Annotated in this window: 9 protein-coding genes; 6 read left to right on the forward strand and 3 right to left on the reverse strand. The window is 62.3% G+C overall.

Annotation, left to right across the window (positions count from 1 at the left end):
* Positions 1-103 precede the first annotated feature (103 nt).
* From R2N11_RS13025 to R2N11_RS13040, 4 genes are all read left to right on the forward strand, one after another.
* A complete protein-coding gene (locus tag R2N11_RS13025; protein ID WP_316681346.1) occupies positions 104-13939 on the forward strand; it encodes a hemagglutinin repeat-containing protein in 13836 nt (4611 codons plus the stop codon).
* A gap of 1 nt (position 13940) precedes the next feature.
* Complete coding sequence (locus R2N11_RS13030; RefSeq protein ID WP_316681347.1) at positions 13941-14342, forward strand: hypothetical protein; 402 nt, start codon at positions 13941-13943, stop codon at positions 14340-14342.
* Positions 14343-14443: 101 nt separating this feature from the next.
* The gene (locus R2N11_RS13035; protein ID WP_316681348.1) at positions 14444-16216 is read left to right on the forward strand and encodes a ShlB/FhaC/HecB family hemolysin secretion/activation protein; all 1773 of its coding nucleotides are present in this window, start codon (positions 14444-14446) and stop codon (positions 16214-16216) included.
* 120 nt (positions 16217-16336) lie between these two features.
* Positions 16337-17065, forward strand: a complete 729-nt coding sequence (locus R2N11_RS13040; protein WP_316681349.1) for a glycine-rich domain-containing protein — start codon at positions 16337-16339, stop codon at positions 17063-17065.
* 8 nt (positions 17066-17073) lie between these two features.
* Here R2N11_RS13040 and R2N11_RS13045 read toward each other — a convergent pair whose 3' ends face one another.
* From R2N11_RS13045 to R2N11_RS13055, 3 genes are all read right to left on the reverse strand, one after another.
* Positions 17074-18786, reverse strand: a complete 1713-nt coding sequence (locus tag R2N11_RS13045; RefSeq protein ID WP_316681350.1) for a SulP family inorganic anion transporter — start codon at positions 18784-18786, stop codon at positions 17074-17076.
* A 98-nt stretch (positions 18787-18884) separates the two neighbouring features.
* Positions 18885-19391, reverse strand: a complete 507-nt coding sequence (locus tag R2N11_RS13050) for a DUF3761 domain-containing protein (protein ID WP_199030727.1) — start codon at positions 19389-19391, stop codon at positions 18885-18887.
* 214 nt (positions 19392-19605) lie between these two features.
* The gene (locus R2N11_RS13055; RefSeq protein WP_199030726.1) at positions 19606-20532 is read right to left on the reverse strand and encodes a LysR family transcriptional regulator; all 927 of its coding nucleotides are present in this window, start codon (positions 20530-20532) and stop codon (positions 19606-19608) included.
* A 112-nt stretch (positions 20533-20644) separates the two neighbouring features.
* Here R2N11_RS13055 and R2N11_RS13060 point away from each other — a divergent pair, with 112 nt between their 5' ends.
* Positions 20645-21394, forward strand: a complete 750-nt coding sequence (locus R2N11_RS13060) for an SDR family oxidoreductase (RefSeq protein ID WP_199030725.1) — start codon at positions 20645-20647, stop codon at positions 21392-21394.
* A gap of 62 nt (positions 21395-21456) precedes the next feature.
* Positions 21457-22383 carry an alpha/beta fold hydrolase gene (locus tag R2N11_RS13065; RefSeq protein ID WP_316681351.1) on the forward strand — a complete coding sequence of 309 codons (927 nt, stop codon included), beginning with the start codon at positions 21457-21459 and terminating at the stop codon, positions 22381-22383.
* Positions 22384-22414: the final 31 nt, after the last annotated feature.

The following is a 22414-nucleotide window of genomic DNA, read 5'->3' on the forward strand; positions in this document are numbered from 1 at the left end:
AATACAAAACCCGGAAACCCCCAAAGGCTACCCTTTGGGGGGATGTGCCTGAACAAGACATTCAAAACGATCGCTGCCGCTCTGAACTTGCTGGCCGATCGTCATGAACGCGAATTGCTACCGAACCGTCTTCAACGCCGTACGCGGCATGCTCGTTGCCGTTGAAGAGACCGCAACGTCCACCGGGAAAGGTCGTGGCGCAGGAAAGCGGTCGGGGGCAAGGCCAATTGCGTCGGTAGCGGGTGTCGTCCGCTTTGCGATGTCTCCCGTGTTGTTCGGGGCGCTTTGTGCGATGGGCGTGTCCTACACCGTGCATGCACAGGTCGTTGCTGCTCCTGGCTCGGGCGCGCAGGTGATTCAGACCCAGAACGGGTTGCAGCAGGTCAACATCGCCAGACCGAATGGGAGCGGTGTTTCGCTCAACACCTACTCGCAGTTCAACGTCCCGAACCAAGGGACCATCCTGAACAATGCGACGGCGATCACGCAAACGCAGCAGGCAGGCTACGTCAACGGCAACCCGAACCTGTTGCCTGGCGGTTCTGCACGTGTGATCGTCAACCAGGTCACCAGCACGTCGCCCAGCACGCTGCAAGGGTATCTGGAGGTGGCCGGCCCGCGTGCTGAGGTGGTGATCGCCAACCCGAACGGCATCCTCGTCAATGGGGGCGGCTTTATCAATACGAGCCGCGCGACGCTGACCACTGGGGCGCCAGTCTTTGGCGGCAGCGGCAGTCTGGATGCTTACCGTGTTACGGGCGGCCAGATCTCGATTCAGGGGGCTGGCTTGAACGCCAGCAATGTCGATCAAGTCGACCTGATTGCCCGTGCGGTGCAGGCCAATGCGGCTGTGTACGCCAACCAGCTCAACGTGATTGCCGGCGCCAACCAGGTCGATCGCAACACGTTGGCTACGACGCCGATCGCAGGCACAGGGCCAGCACCTGCGCTGGGTATCGATGTGAGCCAGTTGGGTGGTATGTATGCCAACAAGATTTTCCTGGCATCCACCGAGAATGGCGTTGGGGTTTCGCTCAGGGGCGTCACCGCTGCACAGGCGGGCGATCTGACGCTCACCTCGCAGGGGCAACTGATCCTGGCCGGAACCACGAGCGCCACCGGCAACCTGAGCGTCAAAGTGCGTGGCGATATCACGAATTCGGGTTCAACCTACGGCAGTGGCGCCGTTTCGGTATCGTCCGATGGCACGCTCACGAACAGCGGAGCGCTTGCAGCACAGCAGGGCCTAACTGTTAGTGCTGGGGCGTTGAATTCGACTGGTAGCCTGGGCGCAGGCGTGGCGCAGAGTGGTGCAGTCACCCAGGTGGCAGATCTGAACGTTGTCACGACCGGTGCCCTGTCAGCCAACGGCACCAATGTGGCAGGTGGCAACGCGATGTTCCAGGGGGCGGGCGTCAGCCTCGCCCACAGCCAGACCTCCGCGAATGGGAGCCTTGCGCTCACATCAACGGGCAACGCTGATCTTACGGGGGCCACTACCCACGCGGGTAGCTCGATCAACGCCAATGTGACGGGTGCCTTCGTCAACGACGCTGGGCGCCTGACAGGCGGCGGCTCGGTACAGATCAACGCAGGCAGTGTCTCCAACACGGGCGGTCAGCTCATGAGCCAGGCGGCTCTTGGCGTTCAATCGGCAGGCACGGTTGGCAATGCGCAAGGCACGCTGCAGGCTGGCGGCGCATTGTCCGTTTCTGGTAGCACGATCGACAACACCGCAGGCCGGTTGATCTCGCTAAACGCCGATGGGTTGACGCTCGTCGCCGGTACTTCGATCACCAATGCCGCCGGCACCACTGCAGATGGTGCCCAGGGCGGCGTGATCGGCGGCAATGGTGTGGTCGGTATCACCACGGGCGCACTGGTCAACCACGGTCAGATCAACGCGGCGACCAACGCCACACTGAAAGCCAGTACGCTCGACAACAGCAACGGCGGTGTGACGGCCGGCAACGCATTGACGGCCCAGATCGCCGGTGCGGTGAGCAATCAGCAGGGGGCATTGCTGGCTAACACCACGGCGGTTTCGGCAGCTTCGCTCGATAACACCTCCGGCAAGATCGAAGGCAGTCAGCTTGCCATTGCAACTGCGGGTGATCTCGTCAACCGCAGCGGTGCGATCAACCAGACCGGCCAGACCGACACAGCCCTGAAGGTTGGTGGCACGCTTGACAACACCAACGGGTCGATTGCTGCCAACGCGCAGAATCTGTCGATCAATGCGCAGGCGGTGACCAACGATGGCGGCAAGCTGCTGCACTCGGGCACCGGTGCCCTGAACGTGAATAGCCAGGGCCCGTTGAGCAACGTTGCCGGGCAAATTCGCACCAATGGCGCGCTTTTGACCAGTGCCGGTACGGTCAACAACACCAGCGGCTCGATCACCGCGCAGGGCGCGCAAACGCTTACCGCCGTCGGCGCAGTCAACAACACCAATGGCACGGTGCACGCGGGCGACGCGCTCAAGCTGCAGGCAGGCGGTGCATTGACCAATGTTGGCGGCAACATTGAAGCAAACAATGCCCACAGCACGTTGAACGTGTCCGCAGCCTCGCTGGACAACACCTCGGGCCGTGTGGTGAACGTGGGCGACGGTGCAACCTCGGTCTCAGTGCAGCAGACCCTCTTGAATGCGAACCCGACGAATGTGGCCGGTCAGGGGCTGATTGGTGGGAACGGAGCGTTGAGTGTCACCGCGGGTGCTTTGCAGAACCACGGCACCCTTTCGGCCAAGGGCGATCAGACGCTCACCGCCCAGTCGTTCGACAACAGCAACGGCAACGCAACCGCGAGTGGAGCGCTGACAGCCAACATTGCGGGCGCTTTGCGCAATCAGCAGGGCGCACTGTCTGCGAACAGCACAACGGTGACAGCGGGTTCGCTGGACAACACGACCGGCAAGATCGAAGGCAATCAACTCAGTCTCACAACCACGGGCGATCTCATCAACCGTGGCGGGTCGATCAACCAGTACAGCCAGGCCGACACCACCTTGAAGGTTGGCGGCACGCTGGATGACACGAACGGCGCCATCGCAGCCAACGCGCAGAACCTGACGATCAATGCGCAGGCGATCACCAATGACAGCGGCAAGTTGCTGCATGCCGGTACGGGCATCTTCGCGCTGAACAGCCAGGGTGCCCTGAGCAACGTCGCTGGCCAGGTGCAGACGAATGGTGCCCTGCTGGCCAGTGCCAACACGCTGGACAACACCAACGGCTCGGTGCGTGCGGGCGATGCGCTCAAGATGCAGGCGGGCGGTGTGTTGACTAACGTCGGCGGCAACGTCGAGGTGAACAATGCACACGGCACGTTGAGCGTGTCCGCAGCATCGTTGGACAACACTTCAGGCCGTGTGGTGAACGTGGGCGATGGTGCAACCACGGTGGCTGTGCAGCAGACCCTGCTCAATGCCAACCCCGGCAACGTTGCCGGACGCGGGATGATCGGCGGCAACGGGACACTTGGTGTGACGGTCGGCACGCTCAACAATCACGGCGCGATCTCGGCCAAGGGCGACCAGACGCTGAGCGCCGAGTCGTTCGACAACAGCAACGGCAGCGTGACTGCGGGCGGCGCGCTGACCGCCAATATCGCTGGTGCGTTGAACAGCCAGCACGGCACGTTGTCTGCAGGCAGCACGACGCTCACGGTGGGTTCACTGGATAACACCTCCGGCAAGATCGAGGGTAACCAGTTGGGTATTACCACCGCGGGCGATCTTGTTAATCGCGGCGGGTCGATCAACCAGTACAGCCAAGCCGACACGACGCTCAAGGTTGGCGGCAGGCTGGACGACACGAATGGCGCCATCTCGGCCAACGCGCAGAACCTGACGGTCAACGCGCAGGCAATCACCAACGATGGTGGCAAGCTGCTGCACTCGGGCGCCGGTGCCCTGAACGTGAATAGCCAGGGCGCGTTGAGCAACGTTGCAGGGCAAATTCGCACCAACGGCACGCTGTTGACAAATGCGGGCTCGCTCGACAACGCCAGTGGATCTATCACAGCGCAAGGTGCGCAAACGCTTACCGTTGCCGGTGCACTCAACAACACCAGCGGCACGGTGCGCGCAGGCGATGCGCTCAAGGTGCAGGCCGGTGGTGTGTTGACTAATGTTGGCGGCAACATCGAGGCGAACGGTGCGCATGGTGCGTTGAGTGTGTCCGCAGCCTCGCTGGACAACACCTCGGGCCGTGTGGTGAACGTGGGCGATGGCGCAACCACGGTTTCTGTGCAGCAGACACTCTTGAATGCGAATCCGACGAACGCCACCGGGCAAGGTTTGATCGGTGGGAATGGTGCGTTGGGGATTACAGCAGGGTCGCTCCAGAACCATGGCACGCTGAGTGCCAAGGGCGATCAGACGCTGACCGCTCAGTCGTTCGACAACAGCAGCGGCAGCGCGATCGCGGGCGGCACGCTTACCGCCAACGTCGCAGGTGCTCTGACCAGCCAGCACGGGGTGTTGTCTGCCGACACGACAACAATCAATGCAGCCTCGCTCGACAACACCTCCGGCAAGATCGAGGGCAATCAACTGAACCTCACAACCACGGGCGATCTTGTCAACCGTGGCGGGTCGATCAATCAATACAGCGAGACCGACACGACGCTCAAGGTGGGCGGCGCGTTGGATGACACCAACGGTTCCATTGCAGCCAACGCGCAGAACCTGACGGTCAACGCACAGGCAATCAACAATAACGGCGGCAAGCTGTCGCATGCCGGGGCAGGCACGCTCACGCTGAACAGCCAGGGCGCGCTGAGCAACGTCGCCGGGCAGGCGCAGACCAACGGCGCGTTGCTGGCTAATGTCGGAGCGCTCGACAACACCAGCGGTACGGTGCGCGCAGGCGATGCGCTCAAGGTGCAGGCGGGTGGTGCATTGACCAACGTGGGCGGCAACATCGAGGCGAACGGTGCGCACAGCACGTTAAACGTGTCGGCCGTGTCGCTCGACAACACCTCCGGCCGCGTGGTGAACGTGGGCGATGGTGCGACCACGGTCTCCGTGCAACAGACGCTTCTGAACGTGAACCCGACGAATGCCGTCGGGCAGGGCCTGATTGGCGGGAACGGTGCACTGGGCATCACAGCGGGAACCCTGCAGAACCACGGTGCGTTCAGCGCGAAGGGCGCCCAGACACTCACGGCGCAATCGCTCGACAACAGCAACGGTAGCGTGACGGCAGGTGGTGCGCTCACGGCAAACATCGCGGGTGCGCTGAGCAATCAGCACGGTACCCTGTCCGCCAGCAGCACGGCGTTGACGGTGGGCTCGCTGGACAACACGGCGGGCAAGATCGAAGGCAACCAACTGGGTGTCACGACCACGGGTGACCTGATCAACCGTGGCGGCACGATTAACCAGTACAGCCAGGCCGATACGACGCTCAAGGTTGGTGGCGCGCTTGACAGTACCAACGGACTGATTGCCGCCAACGCAAACAACCTCTCGATCAACGCGCAGGTGATCACCAATGATGGCGGCAAGTTGCAGCATGCTGGTGCCGGCACATTCACGCTAGATAGCCAGGGCGCCTTGAGCAACGTCGCCGGACAAGCACAGACCAACGGTGCGTTGTTGGTGCAAGGTAGTTCGCTCGACAACACCAATGGATTCATTGCCGCGCAAGGCACCGAAACGATCACCACCCCAGGGGCGCTGAACAACACCAACGGAACCTTGCATGCCGGCGGCAACGCGCAGGTGCAGGCAGGCGGCGTGTTGACCAATGTCGGCGGCAACATCGAGGCGAACGGTGCGCATGGCACGTTGACCGTATCGGCGGTATCGCTGGACAACACCTCAGGCCGTGTGGTGAACGTGGGCGATGGTGTAACCACGGTTGCCGTACAACAGACCCTGCTCAACGCCAATCCGAACGGCGTCACCGGGCGAGGGTTGATCGGCGGCAACGGAAGCCTGGGCGTGACGGCGGGCACGTTGAGCAACCATGGCGCGATCTCGGCCAAGGGTGATGCGACTCTCGTTGCACAATCGTTCGACAACAGCAATGGCAGCACGACGGCGAGTGGCGGGCTGACGGCCACCGTCGCCGGTGCGCTGACGAACCAGCTGGGTCTGTTGTCCGGCAACGCGACCAACGTCTCCGCAGACTCGTTGAACAACACATCCGGCCAGATCGAAGGCAACCAGCTTGGTCTGACGACGACAGGCGATCTCCTCAACCGAGGCGGCGTGATCCAGCAGTTCGGGCAGGCTGACAGCACGCTCAAGGCCGGCGGCACGTTGGACAACACGGGCGGCTCGATTGCCGCCAACGCCAACAACTTGACCCTCAGTGGACAGACGATTGCCAACGACAACGGCAAGCTGCTGCATGCGGGAACAGGCACGCTTTCGCTCACGGCACAGAGCGCGCTGACCAACACAAACCATGGTCAGATTCAGACCAACGGGGCGCTGGTCGCGAAAGCCAACTCTCTGAACAACACCCTGGGTGGTGTCTCCGCACTTGGCGCCGCGTCGCTTACCACAACAAACGATCTCGTCAACAAACAGGGTACGGTTTTCGGCCAGACCGGACTGACGCTTGCCAGCGGGGGGCAGATTGACAACACCAACGGCTCGGCGCAGACCAGTGGCAACCTTTCTGCCACCGCGTCGGGTGTGGTGACCAACGCTTCCGGCGTGATCAGCGCCAACGGCGCACACGGCGTGGCCACCGTCTCGGGTGCCAGCCTGAACAATGCTGCTGGGCGGTTGGTCAACGCGGGGGATGGTGCTACCACCATTACCGCAACCACGAGCATCAACAATGCCGGTGGTGCACTGGGGGGCAATGGTGACGTGACGCTGGGCACCCAGACGCTGACCAACACGACCAACGGCAGCGTTGCAGCGGGTGGTGCGCTGGCACTCAACACCACCAACGCAGTCAACAACCGTGGTGGTCTGATCTACGGTGGTCAAGGCCTGACGTTGAACCAGACTGGCGCCACGCTCACGAACGACGGTGGCTCGTTGCAGGGGGGCAAGGACGCAACCATCAGCGTTGCATCGATGACGAATGCCGGCGGCAACGTGCGCGTGAACCGAGACGTTTCCGTGCAAGGCGTTGTTTCCGGCGATGGCGAAATGACGGCCGGACGCAATCTGTCGCTGAACGTTGTGGGCAACTACACCAATGGTGCCAACAATCGCTTGCGCGCAGACGGCAACATGACCGTGTCCGCCAGTGGTACGTTCACAAACAGCGGGGTGCTGGGCGCGGCTGGCAACACTACTGTGCAAGGCGCGAACGTGGTCAACGTGGCCGGTGGTGACATTACAGGCTCTACAACCACTGTGTCGACCAGTGGCACCATCAGCAACGCGGGTCGTATCGAAGGCAACGCAGTCCAAACCAACAGCACTGCGCTGGTCAACACCGGTACGATTATCGGCAACGCGGTGCAGGTGCAGGCAGGTGACATCACGAACTCGGGCGCAGCGGCATTGATGGCCGCAGTGCAGAGCCTCAACATTTACGCGACGAACTCAGTATCGAACCTGGATGGCGCAACGCTGTACAGCGCAGGTAGCCTGCAGATTGCTCGCGATGGCACACGAGATCCGGCTTCCGGTCTGCTGGCCAATCAGGTAGGTACGCTGACCAACCGCTCGGCAACCATTGATGCGGATGGCGACATTGATATTGCGGCGCGCACGGTCTACAACACGCGCACCAGTATCGTGACGGCGCCGGGTACACCGCAGACAACGAGCCAGACCCTTGTGACTTGGTATGCGGGTCTGTCGGGCTCAGACCTCAATAGTCATCGAAGCCTCACCATCCCGAGCTGGAGCTGGGACGGGCAAGGTTCGCCGATTAGCGCAAGCCAGACTAACGCGCTGGCGCAGCCGATCACGATCACGGTCGATAAATCCACCGTGACCAATCTAAACGCAGCAAATCAGACGCTGTCCTTTAGCACGGCACCCACCGAGCGGTACATCAACCCGCCTGAGTTCAACCAGTGCGGGAGAGAAGACCCCCAGTGCAGGCAGGATGCAACGCATACTCGCAACCTGACCACCAACGCGACGCAGTGGTATCAATCCATCCAGGACAACGGCAGCACCTATTCGATTACCTTCTGGCCGGACTGGGATCCAAACAAGAACCTGCGTCCGGATCAGGTTCGCGTGCGCCTGGACTTGGGTGTCGACAGTCGGGATTACAACGAGACGCAACGCACGACCGTCACGACCAGGGCCACGGATCAACTCATCTCGGCCAGTGATCCAGCCAAGATCCGTGCCTCGGGCAGCATCCGCATCAACAGCAATGGCGGCTCGATCCTGAATCAGTCGTCCACGATGGCCGCCGGTGGCAATCTGGTTCGCACTGCGATTGGCGGTGCGGTGACGGATCAGGGCACCGTGCTGCAACAGTCGGTCACCACAACTGAGCAATCCACGTTCTACTGGCATCAGAAAACTGGCGGCGAGCAGGACACCCAGGTGGTGCCCTATCCGACCACGCCCGTGGGCTCCACAACGGTCACAGCGCTGCCGGCAATTGCTACGTCCAATCAGGCAGTGCAGACCACGGCACAGACCATCAACGTCACTACTGTCAACCGCCTGGGTCAGACCGTGACCGGCAGCGGGGTGACGGGCGGTGGTGCAGCTGGTGCCGCAGTAGGTAGTGCCGGCACAGGTGCAACAAGTGTTGGCGCCATGACCGGCAGTTCTGGCAGTACCGTTGGCAGTGCAGGTAATGGGGCAGCGAATGCTGGAGCCATGACCGGCAGTTCTGGTAGCACGGTTGGCAGTGCCGGTAGTGGCGCGGCCAATGCAGGTGCGATGACGGGCGGCACCGGCAGCACGGTTGGCAGTGCTGGCAGTGGCGCGGCCAATGCAGGTGCAGTGACGGGCAGCGCCGGTAGCGCGGTTGGCAGCGCCGGCAGCGGCACCGCAAACGCCGGCACGGTGGCAGGCAATTCCGGCAGCGCAGTGGGTAGTGCAGGCAGCGGTACCGCAAGCTCGGGCGCATTGAGCGGTACAGCAACCAGCACCGTCGGCGCGACAACGGGCAACGCGCACGCGCCGCAGACCCTGGGCACCCCCACCGGTGGCATTCCGAACCTCACGCTGCCGATCAACGGCCTGTTCCACATTCAACCGGCACCCAGTGCAACGTACCTGGTCGCAACCGATTCTCGCTTTACGCAGTACACCCAGTTCATCTCCAGCGACTACATGTTAAGCGCGCTGAACCTGAACCCGCAGCAGACACAGAAGCGATTGGGTGATGGCTTCTATGAGGAGAAGCTTGTCCGCGATCAGATTACCCAGTTGACAGGTCGTGTCTTCCTGGCTGGCTATACCAACCAGCTGGACGAATACCGGGGGCTGATGGATGCCGGTGTGAAGTACGCCAAGTCGTTCAACCTCACCCCCGGCATTGGCCTTTCGGACGCGCAGATGGCGCAACTGACCACCGACATGGTGTGGCTGGTGTCTCAGGACGTGACCTTGCCTGATGGCTCGCATCAGACCGTGCTGGTGCCCAAGCTGTATCTGGCGCAGGCCAATGCTGTTGATCTGAATTCGACAGGTGCACTGGTGGCTGGCAAGACCGTCAGCCTTAATGCCTCAGGCGACGTATCCAACAGCGGGCACATCGTGGGCGACGTTGCCACGCAGGTACTGGGCGACAACATCGTCAACCAGGGCACGATTGGTGGGGCGGGCAGCACAACGGCGGTACAGGCCGTGCAGGACGTGCGCAATATTGGTGGCACCATCACGGGCCAGAACGTGGGCGTGATCGCCGGGCGCGATGTCATCAACGCCACACAGACGATCTCCAACCTGCAGACCATCGGCCCGAACAACTACAGCGCGGGCGCGACCGGCGTGGGTTCGGTGGGTACGATCTCCGCCACCAACAATGCCACGGTAGCGGCCGGCCGCGATCTCACCATGCAAGCTGGTGCGGTGACTGCCGGCAACACCGCCACGCTAGTAGCAGGCCGTGATCTGACGTTGGGCACGGTCCAGCTCGGCACGACCCAGGATACCGTGTCGCGCGGTGGCCAGAGCTATTCACATGACCTGACCGTCTCGAACCTGGGCAGCACGGTTTCGGCAGGGCAAAACGTGGTGGCAGTGGCAGGGCGCGACGTAACGCTCACGTCTTCCACCGTGCAGGCTGGCAATAACGCTACCGTGGTGGCCGGCCGCAATGTGACGGAGACAGCCGCACTCGATTCACATACACACAGTGAAGGGTCGCTGGGCGGCAGCTCGCAATACACCAAGTCCTCTTACGACGAGAAGGCCAGCGGCAGTGCGATTCAGGCAGGCAACAGCGCAACGCTGGGTGCCGGCCAAACGCAGGTCGTCAATCAGGTGCTGCAGGCCAACGGCATCACGATGGTCAGCGACCAGGGGCCGGGCAACGTGTCCGTGCTGGGGTCTTCCATCAGCACCGGCAATGGCGTTGCCAAGCTTGTGGGTACGGGGGACGTGACGGTCGGCGCGGTGACCGAGTCGCACAAGTCGGACTTCTGGTTGGAGAACAAGAGCTCGGGCTTCATGTCCAGCGAGCAGAACACCAAGATTCAGAACACGCGCAGCACCAACGCGGTTGGGTCATCCATCTCCGGCGATTCGGTAACGGCTGTGGCCGGACGTGACCTGACAGTGCAAGGTTCAACCGTGGCTGGTACCAACGATGTGAATCTGCAGGCAGGGAACAACCTCACCATTACCACGGCGCAGAACACAAGCTCCAGCCACAGCTACGAGGAGACCACCAAGTCGGGCTTTGGCGCCACCGGCTCGGGCCTCTCCTATGGCAACCGAAACCAGAAGGACACCATCAACGACAACGCCGTTACGCAGACCAGCAGCATGGTCGGCAGCACCGGCGGCAATGTGAATCTGACCGCGGGTAACGCGCTGAAGGTAACTGGCAGTCAAGTGATTGCGGCCAAGGACCTCACTGGCACGGGCGCCGACGTGACGATCGATGCTGCACAAGGCGCGACGCATCACGACGAGACCCATGAGGTCAAGCAGAGCGGCTTTACGCTGGGTGTGTCCGGTGGCGTTATCGGAGCGGCTACAGGCGCGGTGCAGAAGGTTGAGAATGCGGGGCAGAGCAAGGATGGCCGTGCTGCAGCACTGTGGGGCATTGCATCGGCGCGGGATGCATTTGACGCAGGAAGTGCACTTACCGGCCCTGGTGGCGCAACAGCCGGGGCGGCTGCCACGCTGTCTTGGGGCACCAGCCAGAGCAAGCAGACGTCCACCGACGATGCCACGCAGCACACCGGCTCGACCGTGACGGCGGGTGGCAAAGCCAGCCTCACGGCGACTGGCGTAGACGCCAACGGCAACAAGACCGCCGGCGACATCAACATCGCTGGCTCCGATGTGAACGCCAAACAGGTCGCATTGAAGGCCGCGCACGACGTCAACATTGTCTCGGCCACGGATACGGACGAAAGCCACAGTCGCAACGAATCTAGCAGCGCGAGCGTTGGTGTGTCGTACGGTTTTGGCCAGAACAGTGCCGGGTTCGGTGTATCGGCATCGGCCTCCAAGTCCAAGGGGAACTCGGATAGCTCCAGCGCCACGCAAGTCAACAGCCACGTCAACGGCAGCGAATCGGTGTCGATCGCATCGGGCAACGACACCAACGTGCAGGGCGGTGTCGTCAGCGGGGGCAAGGTGTCGATGGACGTGGGCGGTAACCTGAATCTGGCCAGCCGCCAGGATACGGCTCAAATGTCCGCCAAGCAGGAAAGCATGGGTGGCGGGTTCAGCATCAGCCAGGGCGGCGGTTCGGCTAACTTCTCGGCAAGCAAGGGGCACGCCGACGGCAACTATGCCAACGTGACCGAGCAGTCGGGTATCCGTGCGGGCGATGGCGGCTTCGACATCAACGTCAAGGGCAATACGGACCTGAAGGGGGCCGTGATTGCCAGCACTGCCGCACCTGACAAGAACCAACTGACCACTGGCACGTTGACGTGGAGCGATACCAAGAACCACTCCGAGTACAGCGCCGATTCGGTTGGTGTGTCGGCGGGTTTCACCGCAGGCAGCGGCAACAGCAAGCCGAGTTCCGGTCAGACCTCGGGCAAGAACACTGGCGGTATCAGCCCGATGATTCCGCAGAGCGACAGCGGTAGTCAGGATGGCGTGGCGCAGGCGGCCGTCTCGCAAGGTGCTATCACAATCACCAACAAGGATGCGCAGAAGCAGGACGTTGCCACGCTGAACCGTGATACGACAAAGACCAATACCACTGTTGGCAAGAACCCAGACCTCAACGAAGTCCTGGGCAAGCAGGCTGACATGATGGCGGCTGCCCAAGCTGCGGGTGAGGCGGTTGCGAAGACGGTGGGGGATGTTGCCGACAAGAAGCAGAAGGAGGCACAGGCGCGACTCAATGCTGCCAATGATGCCTACAAGCAAAACCCTTCGGACGCCAACAAAGCAGCGATTGCTGCTGCAGAGACGGATGTCGCGAATTGGAAGGAGGGCGGTGACTACCGCGCTGCGCTGCACATGGCCGGTGGTGCGGTGATTGCTGGGCTGGGTGGAGGCAATGCACTGGCTGGTGCCGTAGGTGCGGGTGTGTCGTCCAAGCTGGCGCCGCAGTTGCAGGACCTGAGCAAGAGTGTAGCTGGCAGCGTGAACACGGGCAGTACGGATTTGAATGATGCTATCGGCAACCTCGCGGCGAATATTGCGGCGGGTGGGGTTGGTTTTGCAGTTGGCGGCGGGGCTGGAGCCGCGACCGCTGCCAACACGGATCGTTTCAATCGGCAGTTGCACCAAGAGGAAGCGAAATCGCTAGCCGCTCTCAAGAAAGGAAAGTCGCCAGCAGAGCAAGATCGATTGGACGCAGCGGCGTGCTACCTGGTCCATTGCGCTGATGGTGTGCCTGCTTCAGACGCGAACTACGCGCGTTTGCAGGCAATGCAAACGCAAGGAGCACAATACACAAAGGAAATTCAAACCATTCAAGCGACGGGACAGTTCATCCCCTATAGCTCTTGGGACAGGATTACAGATGTCTACACCTCCCTTCCTGCGATCAAAGGGGCGGCCAACGTAGTTGGCGGTGTATTTGGTACAGCAGGTGGCGTCGCGCTTACAGCGGGGGCTATTGCAGGTTGCCCAACGACGGCTGTCACCTGTGCCGGTATTCCGGTCGGTGCGGGAGTAACTGGTCTCGGCCTTAATCAGTTCAACACTGGTACCGGCCAGATTACTGGAAGTATCCCGTCCACCGAAGGGCAGGCGGTGCTTAACTCCTTTAACCCGAACGCGCCAGGGCGTCCGAATCCGCTGGTAACTGACGCGCTTACTACAGGGGCCGGCATCGCTGTTGGGGTCGCGGGTGGTAAGGTGTTGGGTGCTTTGGCTTCGGATGGGACTGCTGTAACACAGCCCACCGGTTCCACAAATCGAAATTTCTTGGGTGGTGGAGCAACTCTTGCGGATGATGCGCAATTTGCTCTTGGGGAGCGCCAACTTAAACCAGGGCAGGGGACGCTGAGTGGTAGTCCTGAGGCCCCTCCCGCCAATGCATCGAAGGATCAGGTGAGGTCAATAAACCGCCAGAATGAAGCGGCGCAAATTTTGGCGGATCACGGATTGGATGTGAATCAGTTGCCGAATACGGGAAAGCCTGGTCCGAACCCTGATCTTTCGATAAATGGCCAAGTGGCTGACGTTTACGCGCCGAAGTCGGGGAACCTGCAAACTATTCGTGACAAGGTAGTGGAAAAGACAGCGGAACAGGCGCCAAATGTCGTGATCAATTTGGCAGACTCACCCCTGTCGGCATCTGAGGTTGCGCAGTATCTTCAAAGAAACCCTGTGGGCAAGGCAAATTCAGTCATCATAATTAAGGATGGTCGCGTGACCGTGCTGGGAGGGTAAATTGTCTTTTTCTCTTGATATCGAAATTGATGTTCGGGCTGACAAGGGTTGTGTGCTTGGCATCTTGCAAGACATGCATTTTTTAGTGTACGAGGAGGATATGGGTAGTATCCGTGGGAATTTTCCGGAATCGAACATGTATGCGATTGTGAGATGGGTGGCGGACGAGGGGCAGGTAGCCCCAAGAACGGAAGGGGCGGATTTTGCGAAAAATTGGAAAATAGGGGTTAGAGCGAGCTTCTATTATGTGATCGGTGAGTATGAAAAGTGCAGTTTGGAAATGCATAAATTTCTGGAAATGATTGATAAAAGAACGGAGGCTTTTTTTATATTGTCATTTCAGATGGAGGAGGTTTATGCGATCAAAGATGATTCTGGTGTGAGAATTGTGGGGGAGTTTTAGGCTGAATCGGTCCAGGAAATTAACTTCAATGGTGATGCTCAGGGTGCGGTGAGGGTTATCCATCTCGTCGTTGTAAGCAACACTCCATCAGTAGAACGTTCATGCAGTTTGCAAAAAGAATATTGCCCACCATCCTGGCGCTGGTGGGCGGGGCGGGACTCGTAAGTGATGTCGTTTTTGCTCAAACAACCCCAGGCACCGTCGGGCAATCCGCCGCCGCTGCCAACGCAGAGCAGGAACAACGCCTACGCCAACAACAAGACGCCCGCGAACGCGAACAAACCGTGCAGGTCCCAACGGTCCGCGCCCAGCAGGCTGAGCCCGTCGAGTTTCCCGCGCTTCCCGCTGAAACGCCGTGCTTCCGAATCGAACGTTTCGCACTGGAGGTCTCACCAGACCTGTCGGAAGCCGCGCGAGCGAAGGGCGCATCGGACCTGCCGCAAGACGCTTTCACTTTCGCCCGGGCATGGCTGGACCACTATCGCGGTCAATGCATCGGCAAGGACGGCGTGCAACTTCTCGTCAAAGGCGTATCGCAAGCGATCCTGAGCCGTGGGTATGTCACCACCCGCGTGCTGGTTCCACAGCAGAACCTCTCCAGCGGCGCGCTGCACTTAGCGTTGGTGCCCGGCCTTATCGGCGAAGTGCGTTTTGCTGATCCAGCGATGCGCGGCACCTGGAAGACCGCCTTCCCCGTGCGCGCGGGCGATCTGCTCAACCTGCGCGATCTGGAACAGGGCCTGGAGCAGATGAAGCGCGTCGCCAGCCAGGACGTCGACATGCAGATCGAGCCGACCCAGGCCCCGGGCGTGAGCGATGTGGTGATTTCGGTCAAACGCGCCAAGCCGTGGACGGTGGTGGCTTCTGTCGATAACTCCGGCACAAAGTCGACCGGCCGGCTGCAGGGCAACCTGAGCGTGAGCATCGACAATCCGCTCGGCCTGAATGACCTGTTCAACATCGGCTACAACCAAGACCTGGATTTCAGCAATAAGGGCCACGGCACGCATGGCTGGAACGGCTTCTACTCGATGCCGTGGGGGTACTGGACGGCGACCATCTCTGCCTATTCCAGCACGTACTTCCAGCAGATCGCGGGGGTCAACCAGACCTTCGTATCGAGCGGCAATTCGCAGAACCTCGATTTCAAGCTGCAGCGCGTGATCGAACGCTCGCAGAACGATGTGCTAGGGGTGCAGTTCCGCTTGTCCAAGCGCTTCGGCAAGAGCTTCATCGAAGACACGGAGATCCCTCAACAGCGGCGCAACAACACCATTGTCGAGGCGGGGCTGACGGATCGCCACTACTTCGGCGCTGCACAGTTCGACGGCAGCCTGATGGTCCGGCAGGGCGTGGGTGATCTGGGCGCGCAGGAGGACACGCTGGCCGATGGCGGCGGCCCCACGTGGCGCTACCGGATGCTGGTGGCGGATGCCAACCTGTCAGTGCCCTTCAAGGTGGGCGCGCAGCCCCTGCGTTACGTGACCACGTTCCGCGGCCAGTTCACCAACGATCGCCTGTACTCGATCGATACGCTGACGATCGGCAGCCGCTACACCGTTCGCGGCTTTGACGGTGAAACGCTGCTCGCCGGTGACAAAGGCTTCTACTGGCGGAACGAACTCCAGGCGCCGATCGGCAATACAGGGTTATCGCTCTACAGCGGTGTGGACTACGGGCGCGTGTATGGGCCGGCAGCATCGGGCCTCGCCGGTACCCAGCTGGCCGGTGCAGTGATCGGTATGCGAGGCGGTTGGGGGACGTCGGTCGGGTCCATCTCGTACGACTTGTTTGTCGGCACGCCAATCTACAAGCCGGCTACGTTCCACACGGCTGGCGTGACGGGTGGGTTTCAGCTGATCTATCAGTACTAGTTACGCGTGCTGCCAAGTACCGCCGACCAAGACCCCGCGGGCGTTACGGACGCATAACGTTGCGGGCCGCGATGGCGCGGCATAATGACCGCGCCTATTAGCGCGATTCGGGGGGATCGGATGGCAGCACTCCAAACCGGGGTCATCGTGGTTGGCCTGGTTGCCACGCTGGCTGCATTTTCAGTGCGAGGGCGCTTCAAGAGCGAACATCGTGAAGCGTTTATCCAGAACTACCGCTGGCCGCCAGGCCTGCTGGAGCGCTTTGCCGAGAAGCATCCCGATCTGACCCCGGCCCAGCGCGAGCAGGTCGTGCGCGGGTTGCGACAGTTCTTCCTTGTCCACCTGCGCAGTGATTGCGACTACGTGTCGATGCCCTCGCGCGTGGTCGATGACCTGTGGCACGAGTTCATTCTCTACACACGCGAATACCGCGATTTCTGCCGACGTGCATTCGGCAAGTTTCTGCACCACTTGCCCTCTGCCGCACTCTCGCCGTTGCGCAAGCGTTCCAACGTCGGGCTGCGCCGCACATGGTGGTGGGCTTGCCGGGAGGAGTCGATCAACCCGCGCAATCCCGATCGGCTGCCGCTGCTGTTTGCCATCGACCACCAACTTGCCATTCCCAATGGCTTTCACTACGTGCCGGATTGCGCCGCCATCCTGCCCGGTGGCGAGGTCATGCAATGCGGCGCTGATTTTGCCAGTCGCCGCATTGACGGCTCCATCGAGGGCTTTGGCAGAAAGCGCGACGGTGGTTGTGGTGGCAGTAGTGGTTGCGCCGGAGCTGGTGGCGATAGCAGCGGTTGCGGCGGCGACGGCGGTGGTTGTGGGGGTGGTGGTGGCGACTGAGTCCGCCGTCAGCGGCCGGCGCCGTCTTCCGCCAACGACTGCACACACTCATCCACACTCAGCTCGTGCAGCATCTCGGGCCGCAGCGTGTCATCCGTGGCACGTTGCAGTACCGTCAGTGCACGCGGCTTGAGCCGCACGAACATCAACTGCAAACCGCGCGCCGTACATTCCGCAGCAAAGATGCGCAGCGCCTCAATGGCGGAGCCGTCCACGTCGGGTGTTTCCTCCAGGCTCAGCATGACTGCGCGCAGTGGCGGTTGCTGCGGTGCCTGCATCAGCGTGCGCACCTTGCCCAATACGCGCTCCGTGTTGGCGAAGAACAGCGGCACTTCTGGCCGCACGATCAGCACGCCAGGCAGCGGCTTGGCATCGGGGTGCAAGGACACGTCAACAAAGTCATGGCTGTCGCGCAGACGGCCGAGCAGGCTGACGGTCGGCTCGGAAAGCTTGCGCAGCGTCAGCAGCAGGCTGACGCCAATCGCGGCCAGCAGCCCGTGCAGCACGCCCAGCACCAGCACGGCAAGCAGGGCGGCAATCACCACAAGCCGATCCCGGTGCCACGACCAGTACGGTTTGAACACGCTCGGGTGCAGCGAGTGGCTGACCGCAAAGATCACGATGGCCGCCAGTACCGGCTCGGGAATGCGCGCCAGTTGCGGCAGGAACAGCCAGACAATCAGCGCCACCACGGCTGCCGCGCAAAGCCCGGCCAGGCGTGATTGCGCACCCGCGGCCTCGTTGGCGGAGGTCGCCGAATACCCGGCACCTACCGGCATGCCGTGCAGCAGGCCAGAGAGCAGGTTGGCGCAACCCAGCGCGACGAGGTCTCGGTTGGCGGAGATGCCATCGCCGTGCTTGAGCGCGAAGTTGCGGATGGAGCCATACGACTCGGCATAGAGGATGAGCATGAGCGCGAAGCCGAGTTCGAAGCTTTGCATCCACTCCGCACGGCCAAGATCCGGCACGCCGAAGGTGATGTTCTGCAAGTCGATGTGGCCGACCACGGCAATGCCATACGCATGCCAGTCGAGCCAGTAGCCCGCCGCAATGGCCAGTACGATGACGACGAGCGTGGCCGGAATGCGGCCCCCCCAGCGCCCGAGGCCAAACAGCAACGCAAGCGCCACGGCACCCAGTGTCGTGCTGTAAGGGTTGGCGCTGGCTGCGCTGCTGAGCAGGTCGAGCGCAATGCGCGGCGTGTCGCTGTGGTGTACCGCCACATCGAGGATCTTCGGCAACTGCTTGATGGCAATCGTCAGCGCCAGCCCAAAGGTGAAGCCGCGCAGCACGGGCCGCGCGATGAAATCCGACATGCCGCCCAGCCGCCCCACGCCTGCGAGGATGAACAGCAAGCCTGTGGCAACGATGAGCGCCGACGCCAGCGTGAGCGCCGTGCCCGCGTTCCCAGGTTCTGACAGCACCGTCGCAAACAGCACGGCTGCCGACGACGATGTGGCCGACACAATCGCAAAGCGGCTCGATCCGACCAGCGCATACACCACCAGCCCCGAGAGCAGTGCGATCAACCCGGCCTGTGGCGGCAGGCTGGCAATCCCTGCATACGCAACGGCTTCGGGCAGCAGCAGGCCGGCGATCGAGAACCCCGCAATCACGTCACGCAGCACGCGTTGCTGCGCAGGCAGTGGCGGCGCGCTCAACGGCGCGTAGTGGTCGGGGCGCTGGAGGGCGGTGGAAGGATGTTCGTAGCGGGGGGGCATGCGGTGCAACGGTGAGGCAGAAAAGGAGTACGACGCGACCCAGGTGGGCCGCGGCGTGCAGGGCGCGCTCTAGACGTTCCGAGCGCGACGGATTCGGCTTACTTGGTACAGGCCTTGTTGTGGCTCGGGTGCATGCCTTGGGCCTTGGCATCGGCCTCCGTCATGTACGAGCCTTGCTTGGTCTTGCCGTAGTAGCGGTCGCCCGGGCAGTGGTAGACCTTGGTGGTGGTGTTGGCCCAAACTTTGTCGGGGCCGCCGCCGGGGGCGACAGCGCCTGCTGCTGCCGCTGGCTTGGCGGCGGGTGCGGTGGCTGCGGCGGGGGCGGCCGGAGCTGCAGGCATGGCCGGGGCGGCTGCGGCGGGCGCTGCGGCCATCGGTGCTGCAGGGGCGGAGGCGCCGGCAGCGCTGGCCTTCTTGTCTACGCCGCCGTGGCCATGGCAGGCCCCCTTGAGCGTTGCACCGGAATACGGTGTGCCGTCCTTGCAAACCGCGTGGACAGCGGCAGGTGCTGCGGCCGGTGCCGTGGCCGGCGCGGCGGTGCCTTGCGCAAACGCCGAGCCCATTACCAGCGCGCCCATCGAAAACATCAACGCAGACAGTTTCATAACGAGACCCTCAACGAGGCACGGAGATACGTGCGTGACCGATTAACGCCGGGGGAATACTTGCGTTGACCAAACCGAGGGTTTGTCTGAGGGCAAATGCCCCGGTGTTGATCATTCCGCAACAGTTGGCGGCCTGTGGATGATGCGCCGGTTTTGTGCGATGCGGCGCCAGCGCCATCCCAGCATAGGCGAGATCACCCGGCAGGGCGAATCTTCAGGCGAAGGCGTCGATGCCTTGCACGAGACGCTTGGCCAGGCGTGGTTGACGCAGTTGCTCCAGCCACCATTGGAGCGCTCTGCCTTCGTCAAGTCCATCGCCGCTGCGCCAGCCGACGTAGAGCAGGTTGGGCTCGCGCGGGTCGGTGGTGCGTTTTTCCACCAGCTCGCCGCGTGCAAGGAGCGACGTCACCCGATGTTTCGGCAGCCAGCCAACGCCCAGGCCGTCACGCTGCGCGAGCGTCTTGGCGTGCATGCTCGGCACGGCCAGCGTGGTTTGCCCGCCGACGGTGCCATAGGCGCGGCCGGCCATCTGGCGCGAGGAATCAGCCACCACTACGCCGCGGTGCCGGGCGATTTCCTCGCGCGTGAGTGGCGCCTGGATGGCCGCCAGCGGATGGCGCGGTGACACCGCAAACACCCACTCCACCACGCCCAGTTCAAACCACCCCAAGTTGGGGATGGCCGGCGGCTCGTTGGTTGCCCCGATGACCAAGTCGGCGCGGCCGTCGCGCAGCGCTTCCCACGTGCCCGCCAACACCTCATGCGTAACGCGCAGCGCCACGCCTGATTGCAATGCGTCAAACGCGTGCATGACGGGCATGAGCGACTCGAACTCCAGCAACTCGTCGGTCACGATCCATAGCCGGTCTTCCCAGCCGTTGGCCACCTGCCGCACGCGCTGCGTCACACGCGACACATCCTGCGCCAGCCGCGCGGCCTCTTCGGTCAGAAGTAGCCCGGCGCGCGTGAGCTGCAGCCGGTAGCGGCGCCGATCAAAGAGCAGGGCGTCGAAACGCTGCTCCAACTGCCGCGCCGCATACGACACGGTGGAGGGCGCCTTGCCCAGTTGCGCCGCCGCGCGCGACAGGCTGCCCGTCTGGCGGATGGCCTCCAGCAAAGCCAATTCTTCGTCCGTCAACATGTGCAATTCCTTCGAACATGTTCATCGTCCGGATCGTATGGCAAACCGCTTGCCCCCGTCCACACTGCAGTCACGCGATTGTTCAAGTTCAACTTTCCTACTGGAGGACATCATGAATCGCTTCGAAGGCAAGACCGTTCTGGTCACTGGCGGCAACAGCGGTATTGGCCTGGCAGCCGCCCAGGCATTTGCGCAGGAAGGCGCGCACGTGGTCATCACCGGGCGTGATGCAGCAGCGCTGGAGACGGCGCGCGCCACGCTTGGCAGCAATGCGATTGCCATCCGCAACGAAACCGGCACCGTGGCTGCTGCACGCGACCTGACACGCCAGTTGCAGGAAGCCGGTGTGCGTCTGGACGCCGTCTTCATCAACGCAGGCATGGCCAAGTTTGCAGCCGTGGCGGACGTGGAGGAGGCCATGTGGGACGCCACCTTCAACGCCAACGTCAAGGGTGCGTTCTTCCAGATTCAGGCGTTGCTGCCCATCCTGAACCCGGGCACCTCGATCGTGTTGAATGGCTCCATCAACGCACGCATCGGCATGCCGAATTCGTCGGTGTATGCGGCGAGCAAGGCGGCGTTGATCTCGCTGGCCAAGACGCTGTCGGGTGAACTGCTCAGCTCGGGCATCCGCGTCAACGTGGTCAGCCCCGGCCCGGTCAGCACGCCCATCTACGGCAAGCTCGGCCTGCCTGCCGATGCGCTGGCTGCCACGGCCGCGCAGATCCAGAGCCAGATTCCGCTGGGCCGCTTTGGCCAGCCCGCAGAGATTGCCGCCACGGTGCTGCACCTGTCGGCGCCGGAATCGGCCTTCATCGTCGGCACGGAAATCATTGCCGACGGCGGCATGAGCCAGCTCTAAGCCCATCCCCTTGTTCCTGCGGGCCGCACGCACGCTGTATGCGGCTCGCGCTGGAGACCATCATGAAGATTCTTCCTACCCTGGCGCGCCACCTGGGCGCCGCGCTGATCGGTCTGGCCGCACTGCAGGCGCAGGCCGCCCCCGCTGTGCACGACCGCATCGTCGATGCCGCCGGCCTGCAGATCCACACGCTGCAAGCCGGCAATGGCCCCGAAACCCCCGTCGTGCTGCTGCACGGCTATGCCGAGACCAGTCATATGTGGTTGCCGTTGATCCCACGCCTGGCCGATCGCCGCGTGGTGCTGGCGCCAGACCTGCCGGGTGCCGGCACGTCGTCGATTCCCGCCTCGGGCTTTGACAAGAAGACGCTCGCGCAGGACATCCACGCCATGGTGCAGGCCATGGGCTACCACAAGGTCAAGCTGGTCGGCCACGACATCGGCCTGATGGTGGCGTACGCCTACGCCGCGCAGTACCCCGATGAGGTGGAAAGCATCACCCTCATGGATGCCTTCCTGCCGGGCGTGGGGGATTGGCAGAAGGTCTGGCTGCTGCGCGACCTGTGGCACTTCCATTTCTATGGCGACACGCCGCTCAAGCTGGTGCAGGGCCGTGAGCGCATCTACTTCGAGCACTTCTGGAACGACTTTGCCGCCGATCCGACGCACTCGGTGCCCGAGGCCGATCGTCAGTTCTATGCGCGCACTTACGGCCAACCGGGCCGCATGGCTGCGGGGTTCGAGTATTTCCACACCTTCCCGCAGGATGCGGAGGACTTTGCCGGCTTTGCCAAGACGCCGCTCAAGATGCCGATGCTCGTGCTGGCGGGTGAGAAGGCTTCCGGCGCCTTCCTGATCGAGCAGGCCAAGCTGGTGGCCACGAACGTGAACGGCGTCACCGTCAAGGGCTCTGGCCACTGGTTGATGGAAGAAGCGCCTGAGCCGACCATGACGGCGCTGGTGCGCTTCATCAACGCGCCCGCCCAGTAAGCAGAGTTTTGAGTAGGCCACATGATATTGA

The organism is Ralstonia flaminis (genome assembly GCF_958415495.1).
GTDB lineage: Bacteria > Pseudomonadota > Gammaproteobacteria > Burkholderiales > Burkholderiaceae > Ralstonia > Ralstonia flaminis.